At 66.6% G+C, this 13,717-nt stretch carries 8 protein-coding genes and 5 pseudogenes; 7 read left to right on the top strand and 6 right to left on the bottom strand.

Annotated features, from left to right (window positions below):
- Nucleotides 1-2: 2 nt before the first annotated feature.
- The 3 genes and pseudogenes from AC4BEG_RS29775 to AC4BEG_RS29785 form a co-directional block, all read right to left on the bottom strand.
- A complete protein-coding gene (locus AC4BEG_RS29775) occupies nt 3-1,016 on the bottom strand; it encodes a carbohydrate kinase family protein (protein ID WP_490702781.1) in 1,014 nt (337 codons plus the stop codon).
- 33 nt (nt 1,017-1,049) lie between these two features.
- Complete coding sequence (locus AC4BEG_RS29780; RefSeq protein ID WP_490702782.1) at nt 1,050-1,373, bottom strand: MFS transporter; 324 nt, start codon at nt 1,371-1,373, stop codon at nt 1,050-1,052.
- Nucleotides 1,337-2,182 (bottom strand): annotated as a pseudogene (locus AC4BEG_RS29785) (MFS transporter). The gene AC4BEG_RS29780 and the pseudogene AC4BEG_RS29785 overlap by 37 nt, the downstream one beginning before the upstream one ends.
- A 327-nt stretch (nt 2,183-2,509) precedes the next feature.
- On the opposite strand from AC4BEG_RS29785, the pseudogene AC4BEG_RS29790 reads away from it, so the two are divergent.
- Nucleotides 2,510-2,911: pseudogene (locus AC4BEG_RS29790) on the top strand (transposase); the annotation flags it as partial.
- On the opposite strand, the pseudogene AC4BEG_RS29795 reads toward AC4BEG_RS29790, so the two are convergent.
- Nucleotides 2,910-3,155, bottom strand: a pseudogene (locus tag AC4BEG_RS29795) (helix-turn-helix domain-containing protein); the annotation flags it as partial. The pseudogenes AC4BEG_RS29790 and AC4BEG_RS29795 overlap by 2 nt on opposite strands.
- Before the next feature lie 90 nt (nt 3,156-3,245).
- Here AC4BEG_RS29795 and AC4BEG_RS29800 point away from each other — a divergent pair.
- Nucleotides 3,246-4,025 (top strand): annotated as a pseudogene (locus tag AC4BEG_RS29800) (transposase family protein).
- 41 nt (nt 4,026-4,066) lie between these two features.
- On the opposite strand, the gene AC4BEG_RS29805 reads toward AC4BEG_RS29800, so the two are convergent.
- Nucleotides 4,067-5,206 carry an ROK family transcriptional regulator gene (locus AC4BEG_RS29805; protein ID WP_490702783.1) on the bottom strand — a complete coding sequence of 380 codons (1,140 nt, stop codon included), beginning with the start codon at nt 5,204-5,206 and terminating at the stop codon, nt 4,067-4,069.
- Between the two features lie 170 nt (nt 5,207-5,376).
- Here AC4BEG_RS29805 and AC4BEG_RS29810 point away from each other — a divergent pair.
- The 5 genes and pseudogenes from AC4BEG_RS29810 to AC4BEG_RS29830 all read left to right on the top strand — a co-directional run.
- Nucleotides 5,377-6,125 (top strand): annotated as a pseudogene (locus AC4BEG_RS29810) (transposase); the annotation flags it as partial.
- Between the two features lie 245 nt (nt 6,126-6,370).
- Nucleotides 6,371-7,822, top strand: a complete 1,452-nt coding sequence (locus AC4BEG_RS29815; protein ID WP_490702784.1) for an amidase — start codon at nt 6,371-6,373, stop codon at nt 7,820-7,822.
- Between the two features lie 227 nt (nt 7,823-8,049).
- Nucleotides 8,050-8,265, top strand: coding sequence for a lantibiotic dehydratase (locus tag AC4BEG_RS29820; protein WP_490702785.1), 216 nt, complete (start codon nt 8,050-8,052; stop codon nt 8,263-8,265).
- 473 nt (nt 8,266-8,738) lie between these two features.
- The gene (locus tag AC4BEG_RS29825) at nt 8,739-9,974 is read left to right on the top strand and encodes an MFS transporter (RefSeq protein ID WP_490702786.1); all 1,236 of its coding nucleotides are present in this window, start codon (nt 8,739-8,741) and stop codon (nt 9,972-9,974) included.
- A 28-nt stretch (nt 9,975-10,002) separates the two neighbouring features.
- On the top strand, nt 10,003-11,481 hold the full coding sequence (locus AC4BEG_RS29830) for a carboxylesterase/lipase family protein (RefSeq protein ID WP_490702787.1): 1,479 nt from the start codon (nt 10,003-10,005) through the stop codon (nt 11,479-11,481).
- A gap of 527 nt (nt 11,482-12,008) precedes the next feature.
- Here AC4BEG_RS29830 and AC4BEG_RS29835 read toward each other — a convergent pair.
- A complete protein-coding gene (locus AC4BEG_RS29835) occupies nt 12,009-13,244 on the bottom strand; it encodes an ROK family transcriptional regulator (protein WP_490702788.1) in 1,236 nt (411 codons plus the stop codon).
- Nucleotides 13,245-13,717 lie beyond the last annotated feature (473 nt).

Raw genomic sequence — 13,717 nt, forward strand, 5'->3', positions numbered from 1 at the left:
GTTCACAGCGCCACTGCCTCGCTGCCGTATGCGGCCCGGATCTGCGCGGTCGTCTCTGACAGGGTGCGGTACACGGACAGATCCTTGCCGGAGCACCGCTGCGCGCCCATCGCGTTGCCGTACCGGGCGGCGGTGATGAAGTCGCCCGACTCGAGGTAGCCGAATGCCATTCCGGCGGCGAAGGAGTCGCCACATCCGGTGGTGTCCACCACGTCCTCGACCACGATCTGAGGCACCATTTCCTCCCGGATGGAACCGTCGGGTTCTCGGAAGTACAAGGCGCAGCCATCCTCGTCGAGCGTGACGCACACAGCCTTGACTCCGTTGTTCAAACAGTGTGCTGCGAACTCCGGCAGTTGCTCCTTCGCCAGCGGAGCGCCCAACTGATCCGGATCACTGCCGGGCGGCGGGAACCACGCGCACCCGGCCTCCTCGAGGTTCATCTTCATGATGTCGATCGTCGGAAGCCACGCGTCGCGGTCGATCCACAGTCGGCCGACCCGTTGCCCGGCCGCGGTGAGCGCCACAGTCGGTCCGTGGCAGTCCAGCAGGATTATCCCGTTGCTGTTCGCCCGAATGTACGCGAGTGTCGGTTGGGCTACCTCGTAGTCGGTGATCGGTACGCACACGAACGCGTCCGAGTCGAGCGCGAATTCGACGTCCGCGGGCGAAATCGGATGCATGAAACCGGTCTGCCGCTCGGTGCGGAAGTTCTGGTCCCGGAATGTCAGTTCAACGACGTCGCCCCGGTCGCTTTCGGCACGGATGCCCGTCAGGTCGACATTCGTGAACCCGGCGATCTGCGCTCGGATCGAGTCGAGGTCGGCCGCCCGTACGTGGACAATGGGGCGGACCACGTCGTGGGGTCCCAGCAGTGTCGCAAGAGCTGCGACCGTGTACAGGACACACCCGTACTTGTCGATCACCTCGCCGCGGTGCGTGGTGATGTGATCGCGGGGAATCGGTCCAAGTACCGCGATGGCCCGGCCAGGACGCGTTGGCGATGATGCGGACATGATGAACTCCGGAGTAGTGATTCGTGCGTGCGGTCAGGCTGTGGCGGTCGGGTGTTCGATGCCGACGGCCTCGTCCATGTCCTCGAGCGACATGCCCTTCGTCTCCTTTACGAACCTGGTGACGAACAACAGCGACAGCAAGGCGAACAGGGCATACATGCCGTAGGCGAATCCCAGCGAGAAGGTCTTGAGACTGGGGAAGCTGATGGTGATGGCCCAGTTGGCCGCCCACTGGCCCGCCGCTGCCAGCGACAGGGCGGCACCGCGAATCCGGTTGGGGAACATCTCGCCGAGCAGCACCCACACCACCGGACCCCAGCTCATTCCGAAAAACACCACGAAGAGGTTGGCTGCCACCAGCGCGATCGGTCCGCCAGCCCCGGCCAGGTGCGGTTCGAGCACACCCTGCGCGTTCGGGATCTGTTGTGCTCCGCCGTGATGGTGAGCTCGAGGTTCTTCTCCCCGAACAGAAGCGTCAGCACCCGCCCTGCCTCGGGAATGCGTTGCGCGGCGACCAGGTAGCGCGGTGATTCGGGGATCGCCGACGCCAGCACCCCGTAGACCACCGCGGGGAGCGCCATGGCCATGAACATCCATCGCCAGGCGGCCAGTCCGAACGCCGGTTCGTTGTTGGCGCCGCCGACCGCATGCGCGAACACGTAGTCGACGAGTAGGGAAAGGAAGGTCCCTAGCACGATCGCGAGCTATTGCAAGGAACCGAGTCGACCCCGGATGTGTGCGGGCGAGGTCTCGGCGATGCAAGCGGGTGCGATGACGGACGCGACGCCCACCCCGATCCCGCCCACCACCCGAAAGATCACCAGCGTCTACACTTCTGGGGCGAGGGCCGTGCGGACCGCGCTGATAAGGAATAACGGGGCGGCGATCTTCATCACCTTCAGTCGCTCGATGCGGTCGGCGATCCGGCCGGCCGTCATCGCCCCGGCCGCCGCGCCGAGAAGCGCTGAGGCGACAGCGGCTCCCGGCGCGCCGTCACTGACATGGAAGTTCGCCTGGATCGATGCGACAGCGCCATTGATCACCGCGCTGTCGTAGCCGAACAACAGACCGCCCAGCGCTGCCACGGCAGCGATCCGGATGACACGCTTGCCGGACGACTGTTCATCTTCTGACTGCTGATTGGTGAGCGCACTGCCTTCGCTCATGCCTCACCCCTTCGATATGCCGAGACCAGGAGCACTCGGCGCTGGACTTGGGTTGGCCATATACAACAGGGTGCTCACCCGAAATACAAGAGATGGAAACGACTAGCGTAAGAATTTCTATGTATGTTCAAGAAATGAAGATACCTTTTGTCCCGCTATTCCGAGATCGGGCGAGGGTGAAGACTGATCATGTAAATGTCCGATGAGGACGAGTGTGGAGTTCAAAGCTGAAGTGAGTTTCGATCAACAAGCCCGCGGGTCGTTGATCTCGGCGTGGCGGGCATGGTGGCTTCCGTGCGCACACAGCGAACTGGCCGTCCTGGATCACACGGGGAGGTGATCCGGAGCCTGCCGGGCATGGGTGCCAGGCTCGGCGCTGAGTTCCTCGCCGCGACTGGCGGAGACATGGACGCCTTCGGCAGCGCGCACCGACTGGCGGGCTTCGCCGGCCTGGCCCCGCAGCCTCGCGACTCCGGACGCGTCAGCGGCAACCTTCGAAGACCCCGCCGCTACCACCGCGGACTGCTGCGATCCATGTATCTGTCGGCCATGGTCAGCCTGCGCTGCTGCCCGGTCTCGAAGGCGTACTACGACCGCAAGAGGAGCGAAGGCAAGGGACACAAGCAGGCGGTCCTGGCCCTCGCCCGCCGTCGGTTCAATGTCTTGTGGGCGATGATCCGTGACGGAGAGTGCTACCACGTCTCACCTCCCGTCACTGCTACGGCTTGACAACACGATTGGGGACAATGGCGAAGTCGCCCTCGCCCAGACCCATAAGGGTCTCGTGCGGGCCCGGCGCCCAGGCGGCCAGGACCTCGACGGTCTCGTCCACGTACCGCCACGCAGTCGACTCGGACACCCCGAACGCGGCCCCCACCTGGGCGAACGTCTCGTTCTTCCGCGGGTGGGGGAGGACGAGCATGGCCTGCTTGAAGCAACCCAGCTTCCGACACGGCGAGTTCAGGACACGCCTTCGTGAAGCCCCTGATAGGAACGGGTCTGCCAAGATCACGTTCGGTACGACCAGGGGCTTCACGTGTCGTCCACTATCACCTACACCGCCGTGCTCGATGTACGTAGGGCGACCGCCGAGCACCTCGCGAAGCTGCTGCGCGGACACCGCGAGCGACTCGGGACCCGCAAGGGCACCCGCGCACTGGGCGTCTTCAGGCAGGCGGTGCTCGTGCTGCGCTGGTTCGTCGACGGCACCCCAGCTGGCCCAACTCGCCCGGGACAACGGCATCCCGGCCCCGACCGCCTACTGCTACCTGCACGAGGGCCTGACCGTGTTGGCCGACGACGCACCCGATCTGTCCACCGCGCTGGAGCGCGCGGCAGCAGCCGGGTACACCCGCCTCAACCTGGACGGCACCGTGATCCACACCGACCGCGTGGTCGCCGCCGGCCCCAACGGCGCGGACCTGTGGTGGTCCGGCAAACACAAGCACCACGGCGGAACGTGCAGGTCATCTCGACCCCGGACGGCTGGCCGCCGCTGTGGGTCTCCCCGGTCCGTCCGGGCCGCGAGCACAACACCACCTGCGCCCGCGCCCACGGCCTCGTCGACGCCCTCAACCGGATCGCCACCACGCTCGGCATCCCCACCCTGACCGGCCTCGGCTACGAGAACGTCGGCGACGGCTTCCGCCACCCGGTCAAAAAGCCCAAGGGCGGTGAACTCGCCTACGCTGACAACGCGTTCAACGCTGTGATCCGGGGCGTCCACGCCGTCGCCGAACGCGCCAACGCCCTGCTCCGGGTCAGCCTTGACCCCGCAGCCATCACCCGAATCGCCCGAGCCGCCCTCGTCCTGCTCCAGCTCGAAGACGACCGCACCACCTGAGCGAAGATTACCAAGAGTTGCGAGACGTTACCGAGAAAGGCTTAATGAGTCTCTGAAGAGTCGGCGTCACGAGCCTTGACGTGCAGCGTGTGGGCATCGGCCACAGCAAGTGCGACGGCGCCGAGGACATGCGCTCGAGCTCCGAGCTGAGCCGGCGCGATTCGGACGGCAGTGGACGCCGCCGGGATCCCACATCGCGCGACCACCTGCTCGATCGCAGGGATCAAGATCGTCGACGCCTGCGCGAGTTCCCCGCCGATGAGGATCAGTTGTGGGTTGAGGAGGTTGCACAGGTCGGCGAGGCTCCTGCCCACCTGGCGACCGACGTCGTGCAGCACACGAGCGAACGCTCGATCACCCTGTTCGGCCCGGCTCACGATGGTGCTCACCGGCAGTTCGGTGTCGCTAACCGGAGCCAGCAACGACACGACTCGGCGAGCGGACACGAGCGTCTCGAGACATCCACGGTTGCCACACCGGCACACCTCGCCGAACTCGTCGACCGTCGTATGCCCGATCTCGCCTGCGGTCCCGGTGATGCCGTTGAACAGGTGGCCACCGACGATGAGTCCTGCGCCGACGCCTTCCGACAACTTGACGTACACCAGGTCCGTGAGCCCGATACCAGCACCCCACTGCCGTTCGGCCAGCGCGCCGAGGTTCGCATCGTTGTCGACGGCGACTTGGACAGGAAGACGGAGCGCCTCCGTGGCCATGGCGGACGCATCGACACCCACCCAGCCGGGCAAGATCGACGGCGACCCGACGCGTCCGGTGGTCCAGTCGATCGGGGCGGGTAGACCCATTCCCGCGCCCACCACCTCGGCGCGTCGGACCCCCGCCGACCGCAGCACCTGCGTCATCAGCCGGGCGGTGGTCGCCATGCCGTCGGCCGCCGACAGGCTGGCAGGAAGGTCGGCGCGCTTCTCCGCCAGGATCTCGTGGGCCAGATCGCTGACCGCCACGGTCACATGACGGTGGCCGTAATCCACTCCCACGACGACCCCGACCTGCCGGGCGAGTCGCACCTTTTGCCGGCGACCGTGCCCGGACTCGACTACGACGTCGCCAGCGGTCGCCAGATCGCGAATGATGTTCGACACCGTCGCCGGCGCCAAACCCGTCTCCTTGGCCAGCTCGACCTGCGCCATCCCGCCGTACGCCCGCAACACCGCCAGCACGCGCTCACGGTTCAGGGCACGCAACGCCGACGGCGAGCCAGGGCTCGCACTGCGTGATGTCACGTCGCGCCCGCCGGTTCGAGGTTGTTACTCACTGGTCTCCGATCACCGTGACCGCTGCTACGATAGTACGTCCCTACGGCAGAGCCGATTGCGTTGGCGGGCAGTGCGCCCAGGCCCGGGAGGTCGCCTGGCTGCAGGCCGCCGAGCACGGTGAGGGCATACCCGCGGCCCGGGCCGCGGGACGCACGCTGCCCGGTCTGGTCCTGGACCTCGATGCCCGCTGATCACCTGCCACTCCGAGAAACAGCAGGCCGCACCCACCTACAAGGGCGGCTTCGGCCACCACCCGCTGCTGTGCTTCCTGGCCAACACTGGCGGCGCCGCGCCATTCGGGCCATGCCCAACCACCTCTGGCATCCTGCCCTGGACCAGGACGGGACACTGCGTGACGGCGCCGAGGTCGCCGAGCTGACCGGCATGGTCGACCTGGACGGCTATCCGGCCGGCACCCGCATCATCGTGCGCCGGGAGAGGCCGCACCCCGGAGCACAGCTGTCCCTGTTCGACCAGGACGAGGCCCTGCGTCATCAGGTGTTCCTCACCGACACCCCTTACCCCGGTGGCGGCTCCGCGCAGTCCTGGAGGTCCCTCACCGCGGCCATGCATGCGTCGAGGACCACATCCGGTGCGGCAAGACCACCGGCTTCGGCCGCTTCCCCTCCCGCGACTTCAACATCAATGCCGCCTGCTGGAACTCAGCCTCGCAGCGATCGACCTGCTGGCCTGGATGCGCGTCCTGCTGCTGGACGGTGAACTCGCGGCTGCCGAGCCGAAGAAGCTCCGCTACCGGCTGCTGCACGTCGCCGCACGCCTCACCCGCGGCGGCCGGTGTCTGCGCTTGCGGATATCGGCGACCGGGCAGCGGGTCGCCGATCGGCTCGTGGTTGACGGCGTCCCAGACCCGCAGCGTAGTACGCGCGGGTGTCCGCTGAAGGTCTCCTGAACTCCCAGGCCGACACCGATCCCGCCGCGCGTCGCCATCGCCGGCGGTCGGGCGAATTGTCTATGGCTCGAGAGAAACATGATGAGTATGGAGACCCCAATCCCATTGCGCGAAGCGGCATTTCATGGCCTGCCACACAGGCCAGTACGGTCCGATTCATGGAGGGGAATTTTCAGACGGCCGAAAAACTCGCGGCTGCCTTGCGCGCCGGTGAGGTGACCTCGGCGGAACTGACCGACGAGGCGATCGCCCGTATCGAGCGGGACGACACGGCGATCAGCGCGATCTGTGTGCCGGACTTCGACCGTGCACGGGCCGCCGCCCGCGGTGCCGACCAGGCGCGCGCCCGCGGTGAGGACCGGCCGCTGCTCGGCGTTCCGGTGACGGTCAAAGAGTCGTACAACATCGCGGGGCTGCCCACGACCTGGGGCATGCCGCTGCACCGGGACTACATGCCGGCCGAGGACGCGGTGCAGGTGTCGCGGCTCAAGGCCGCGGGCGCGGTGGTGCTGGGTAAGACCAATGTGCCCGTGGGGCTGCAAGATATCCAGAGCTTCAACGAGATCTACGGCACCACCAATAACCCGTGGGATCACGGTCGCACGTCGGGTGGATCCTCCGGCGGATCAGCGGCGGCCCTGGCGGCCGGATTCGGCGCGCTGTCCATCGGCTCCGACATCGGCGGTTCGTTGCGCACCCCCGCACATTTCTGCGGTGTCTACGCACACAAGCCGACACTCGGGCTGGCGGCGAACCGCGGTATGGCCCCGCCGCCCGCGCCGGCCTTGCCGGTCGACCTTGACCTCGCCGTCGTCGGTCCGATGGCGCGCACTGCCCGCGACCTCATGCTCCTGCTCGACGTCATGGCCGGACCGGACCCGCTGACGCTCGGTGTGGCGCACGACGTGACGCTGCCGCCCACGCGTCACGAACAGCTCTGCGACTTCCGAGTCCTCGTCCTCGACACGCATCCGCTCATTCCGACCGGGTCCGCTGTGCGGGCGGGCGTGAACCGGGTGGCCGACGCGCTTGTCGACGGCGGTGCCCGCGTCGAACGGCACAGTGCGCTGCTGCCCGATCTGGCCGAAGCCGCGGCGCTCTACACGCAGTTGCATTTCTCGAGCTCCAGTGCGCGTTTTCCCGTCGAAGCGTACGAGCAGCTGCGGACCCACGCCGCCGGACTGAGCGCGGACGACCAGAGTCTCGATGCGGCGCGGCTGCGCGGCATGGTGCTCAGCCATCGCGACTGGATCGAGGTGAACAGCCGTCGCGAGCTCCACCGCCACGGCTGGCGGCAGCTGTTCGCCGAGTTCGACGCGGTGGTGTGTCCCATCACGCCCACTCCAGCGTTCCCGCACGACCACACCCCCGATCCGAGGGGACGCCGGATCGACATCGACGGCGTCGAGTACCCGTACCTCGACCAGCTCGTCTGGGCCGGTGTGGCCACCATGCCCGGCCTGCCCGCCACCGCCATACCAGCGGGCCGGTCCCCCGAGGGCCTGCCCGTCGGAGTGCAGCTCATCGGGCCGATGTTCGAGGACCGCACCCCGCTGCGGCTGGCCGAACTGCTCGAGCAGAAGATCGGCGGCTTCCAGGCACCCACGTAGGACGTACTACCGGGCGTCCGTCGAGGACGAGGTGCGGACCACGACGAGACCCTCCGAATGCGCGCAGCCGCTGCCCGGAACGCGAATGTCACCCGCCTCCCGCAACACGACAAAAGGTCGCCGGACCGGCGAGGCCGAAGCGGATCCGGGCCTGCAGCTTCGCTGCGCTGCTGGCGCCGACCCTGACGACGGTCATTGCCCGTGCGCCGCCCGACCTCGAACTGGCGGTGCAGGTCCAAGCCCACTCCAGGCGGGCCCCGGACCGCGGTGACTTCCGCTTCCGGGTGGCCACCGTCAGCCGGTCCGTCAGTTCCATGACGGGCCGGTTCTGGCACCTGTTTCCCGAGATCACCGGCACGACGTGTGCCACGTTGCCCAGGGTCGAGCCCGGCACGGAACCGGGCCCCATCCAGGGAGAAGCGGCACGCGTGCGGTCATCCTGAGGCCGCTGTCCAATGTCCGCTGGCCGCTGGCCGGGGCCCTGAGTAACTCGGGGCCCCGGGGCGTTTGACCCCTTACGGTCCTTGTCGCTGTGCGGCGTCCTGGCTTCCTGGCCGCATCAGGTGGGGGTGGCGGCCAGGACGAATGAGGGCCGTGATGCGGGCGGTGAGTGTGATGGTGAAAGCGCCGCCGACGGGCGTGTGGTCTGTACGGGGTGGTGGTGTGTGCTGCGGTCTGCCCCTGGTGCCTCTACGGCTCGTGTGTGGTGGGGTCCGTGGTGACGTTGCATGGTTGCTGATGTTCGTGGTGGTTTGGGTGTGCGGAGATTCTTTTTTTCAACCCTTGACTTATTTCTGGGGTAGCTCGATCCTCATGACACCTGCGGTCGTGTGGCCGCTGTCCTCCTGGAGAGGTCGTCGTCATGTCATCTCAGAATCGGTCTGCTGACCTGCCTGGGGGGTCCCGTGAGGGGCTCGTGCCGGGGCAGGGGTCGACGTCGTTGTTGTGGTCGATGGGGGCGGGATTCACCGCCTTGTATGTGGCGTATGTCGGTTTGGTGGTGGTGCTGTTGCCGGTGCAGGTGCAGCACTTGGATGCGGTGGCCAAGGAGTCGAATCTCGCGCTGGTGACGATGACGTCGTCGATCGTGACGTTGTTCGTTCAGCCAGTGGTGGGTGCGCTCTCGGATCGGACGCGGAGTCGTTGGGGGCGGCGTGCTCCGTGGATGGTGTTGGGGGCTGTGGGCTCGACGGTGGGGTTGTTGGCCATCTCTCATGCGACGACGTTGTTGTGGTTGACGTTGTTGTGGGTGGTGGTGCAGGTGTTGCTGAATGTGATTCAGGCTCCCTTGACGGCGGTGTTGCCGGATCGTGTGCGTGTTGAGCGTCGGGGGTTGTTTTCTGCGGTCATCGGTATTGGCATTCAGGTGGGTACGACGCTTGGGGTGATAGTGGCGGCCCGGTATGCGGCCCGGCTTGGTTTGGGGTATGGGGTCATTGCCGGGGTGGTGCTGACCGTCACGTTGGCGTTCGTTTTGATCAACCCCGATCGGACGGCGACGGAGCCTGCGGACCCGTTCTCCTGGAAGGGCTTTTTGTCTGGGTTTTGGGTTTCGCCGCGAAAGTATCCGGACTTCGCTTGGGCTTTCGTTGCCAGGATGGCGCTGATCCTGGGGTATTTCGGGGTGCTGGTGTATCAGCGCTACGCTCTTCAGGATTATGTCCACCTTGATGGCGCGGCGGTGAACGATGCCCAGTCGCTGATGTCTGTGCTTACCATCGTGGGCACTGTGGTAGCTTCGATCCCGGCCGGTAAGGTTTCTGACGCCACCGGCCGAAGAAAGATCTTCGTGGTGGCGTCGTCGATTACCCTCGCGATCTCGGTGGCCATCCCCATGGTCAGTCCTACGTTGGGTGCGATGTACGCCTACGCGTTGATCTCTGGTATGGGCTTTGGTACGTACATGGCGCTGGATATGGCCTTGATGTCAGAGGTCCTTCCCAGAAAGTCAGCTGCGGGCAAGGATTTGGGCATCCTTAATATTGCCACTAATGTTCCCCAGGCTCTGGGTCCGATTATTTCGGCCTCACTCATCACTGCCTTTTCCACTGGGGTCGACAAGGTGCCCGGTTACCGGGTGATGTTCGGCTTCGCTATCTTCGCGGTTCTGCTCGGCGCGGTTGCCATCATGCCGATCAAGAGCATCCGGTAAATCGGATCACCTGGACAAGGACGACCTCGTGAGAGAGCATGTGACAGCCGTGACGGCCCAAGGGCCGGTCCGTGGCCGGTGGGATGGACGTCAGGCCCGTTTCTTGGGTATTCCGTATGCTCAGCCGCCGATCGGAGGTTTGCGTTTTTCTGCTCCCGTCGCGCCTGATCGGTGGACCGAACCGCTGGAAGCTGGTTCTTATGGGCCGACGGCTCAGCGACGGCCGTTTTCTGATGGCCCAACGACCATCCCGGAACCGTCGATTCCCGGGCCGGGTGTGCTCAACCTCAACGTCTTTACCCCGGTAGCGGAGCCGGGAGCTGGTCTGCCGGTCTTGGTGTGGATCCACGGGGGCGGCTATATCGCTGGGTGCGCCGCCAGTCCGTGGTACGACGGTTCGTCTTTCACCAGGGACGGCGTCGTGTTGGTGTCGATTGGCTATCGGCTGGGTATCGAGGGCTTTCTTCACCTTGATGACGCTCCGGACAACCGTGGTGTTCTGGACTGGATCGCGGCCCTGCGATGGGTGCAGGAGAATATCGCTGGTTTCGGCGGCGATCCGGATAAGGTCACGATTGCCGGCCAGTCGGCAGGTGGTGGCGCGGTGCAGACGCTGCTGGCGACTCCAGCGGCCCGTGGCCTTTTCCGCGCGGCGATTTCGATGTCCGGGGCGATCATGCGACCGCAGCGTCGCACCGATGCTCACGCGATTTCCCGCGTCTTTTCCCGCCGTACCGGCGTGCCCGCTGCTGCTGCGGCGCTGCGTTCCCTGTCCGACGGCGAGCTGCTGGCCTTGATGGATAAGCTCCACACCCCGGGACCTGATCTGGAGCCGCTTCCTGATCTTGTGCTTGCGCCGTTCGCTGACGGAGAGCTGATCCCCCAGCCGGTTCTTGATGCCTTCGAGCGGGGTGCCGTCGCCCCGGTGCCGATGGTGCTCGGTTTCGCCCGCGACGAATTCCACGCGGACATGGACGACGCCCCGGCCGGGAAGGCGCATGCGCTGCTGTCCGGTTGGGGGCTGACACCCGAGGCCATCGCCTCGTATGTCGGCCGGCATGGTGGTGCCGGCGCGGCCCGGATCACCGGTCAGGCAGCGACCGACACGATTTTCCGGGCACCGTCCCTCTGCATCGCCGAGGCCCGGATTCGCCATGGCCTGCCCACCTGGCTCTACCAGTTTGAATGGACCTCGCATGCGCCCCGGCGTCAGGGATACGCCTACCACTGCCTCGACCTGCCGTTCGCCTTCGATGTGCTGCACGCCGAAGGCGTCATCGAAGCGGCCGGACAGGACCCGTCCCAGTCGCTGGCTGACGCCCTGCACGGCAGCTGGGCCGCCTTCATCCGCGACCTCGACCCCGGGGCCCTTTGGCCGCGCTATGAGCAAAAACGCCGCAGCACGATGCTGTGGGACGCCGAGCCTCGTATCGCCCAGGACCCGTTGCGGCCCGAGCGGGAACTCTTCGTCAGCCCCTTGCCACGCCCCAGACCCCCGACCCGATGAGGGGGAGGCGCAGACGGTTGCTGCCCGGCCCGGGGTTGGGCGGGTGGCCTGTGGTGGGTGGTGTGAGGTCGTGTGGTGGAGCTGGCTGTATGCGTAAGGCGGCGGGGGAGGGGCTTGGGGTAAGGGTCCTGGTCGTGGCCTGGCGGTCAGCCCGCCACGGGAGCCGCCCACTGCTCGGGCATGTCCCGCCACGGACTGCCCGTGCGGAACCGCCGCACCACACCGTTCACCAGTCGCCGCAGGTCACATCTTGGAGTCGGCGACCAGCAGGAAGTCGCGCTCGCCAGGACGCCACACCCCCGTCAAGGACACCCCCGAACCGGTCACACCGCACGAATCAACGACTCGCGAAATCCGGGCCTATCCGAGGGCGGTGGTCGGGGTGGGGGAGTGGGGTGGGTGTGAGGAGGCGGGGCCGGGTGGTTTACGCGGGTGAGCGTGCGCAGCCGGTCGCGCACGGCGGGGCCGGTACCTGTGTCACGCGCTGTCGCCGGGGGTGGGGGCGTAATCGTTGTGCGGTGGGTGGTTCAGTCGGGGTGGGGGGTGGTGAAGGGAACGGTGGTGGGGTTGTCCAAGACGGCGTCGCGGCCTACTTGCAGGCTTCCTTGCAGGGGCGCGTGTTGTCCCAATGTGCCCAAGGTGATGGTCGGTACTGCGCCCGACGTTGCTGCTTTTCGTCCGGCCAGTCGCGCTTCGAGGCCGGGCATGAGCCATGGTCCCCAGGTGGCCAGGTAGCCGCCGAGGATGACCTCACCGGCGTCGGTCAGGCTGCTGATCGTCAGGATGGCTGCGCCGAGTCTTTCACCGGCCTCGCGCAGGACCGCGACAGCGCGTGGTTCGTCCAGGCGCAGTCTTCTGTCGAGTTCCGCCAGGGCCGCGTCGATGCCGTGGGTGTGGGCGATGTGCTGGAGTCCGGCGGCGTCGCTCAGTGCTTCCGGGCCGACGTAGGTGGCCATGCAGCCGCGCGATCCGCAGCCGCATGCCGGCCCGTCCATGGCCAGCGGGATGTGGCCGGGCTCGCTGGCCATGCCGTGGCTGCCGGTGTGAATGTTTCCGTTGATCAGCAAGCCCCCGCCGACGCCGGTGTCGGCCTTGATGTAGGCGACGGTATCGGGTCGGTCTTTGCCTTGGGCGGCGAGCGCTTGGTCTTCGGCCAGGGCCGCGACGTTGGCGTCGTTGACCACGGCGAGGGGGCAGGGCAGGTGGGGGAGGCGTGCGGCGACCATCGCCCGCAGGTCTGTTACGCGCCAGCCGAAGTCGATGGCGATGGCGACGATGTCCGAGGGGGCCACCGGACCTGCCATCGCGATCACGAGGTGTGCCAGGTGGGCTGCCCGGCACGATGTCTCCACTGCCTGCGCGGCGCGCGTGACGGCGCCGGCGATGGCCTCGGCTACGGCTTCCGGGGCGCCGTAGGGACTTTGGTGCGGTACCGATGCGCGATGGACGACGCTTCCGGCGAAGTCGGCGGCCAGCACATGAATGCATTCTTGCGAGACCTGCACCGCGATGGTCGTCAGGCGTTCGGGGACGATCTGTAGGAGACGGCGCGGCCGTCCTCTGGAGACGGGAGCGGCGTTGCCGACCTCACGGACCAGACCGCGTTCCATGAGGTCGGTGACCAGCCCGCTCACCGAGGCGTGGACCAGCCCGGTGGCTTCGGCGATCTCAGTGCGCGCACAGGGGCCCTGGGCGGCGATGTGGCGCAGCGCCAGGGACAGATTGTGGCGTCGTACGCTGGCGGAGTCTGCCCGTGGAGCCATGGGAATCATCGTCCGCTCTGAGGTGTTCCCCCGGGCCGGAATGCCCGGTGGTCGCACGTACCATTTATTTCAAGCCTTGTCATAATTGCCGGGCCCGCCTCCCTCGTCGCTGCGGTGTCACCGAAAATCGGTACCACCCCCGGGTCCCATGGTGCCCGCGCATCCATTTTTTTCAAAGTCTGACCCATTTGTCTCGCTCCAGGCGGCCCGGCTCTGCCGCCGACGAGGGTATCGATGCAGGTGGGGCCCAGGATTCCCCCGCAACGGCAACTCTATTTATTTCAAGTGTTGACTTAATTGGGTATGGGGTGTGATTCTCGTCTTACAGCGGTGATGCGGCCCACGCCGCCGCCAGTGGAGAGGAGGGCCCCGATGAAAGCCGAGAGCTCACCTGCGGTCTCCACTGCAAGCACCCCCACCCAAGCCAGGCCCGCTGCGGGACGAAACCAGCCCCTCATGGCCGACCGCGGCAC

It is taken from the genome of Streptomyces sp. JLBJ103 (assembly GCF_058215575.1).

Bases quoted from the DNA above. Each gene is read 5' to 3' on its own strand.
- AC4BEG_RS29775 (WP_490702781.1), bottom strand. From the start codon at position 1,016: ATGTCCGCATCATCGCCAACGCGTCCTGGCCGGGCCATCGCGGTACTT.
- AC4BEG_RS29835 (WP_490702788.1), bottom strand. From the start codon at position 13,244: ATGGCTCCACGGGCAGACTCCGCCAGCGTACGACGCCACAATCTGTCC.
- AC4BEG_RS29815 (WP_490702784.1), top strand. From the start codon at position 6,371: ATGGAGGGGAATTTTCAGACGGCCGAAAAACTCGCGGCTGCCTTGCGC.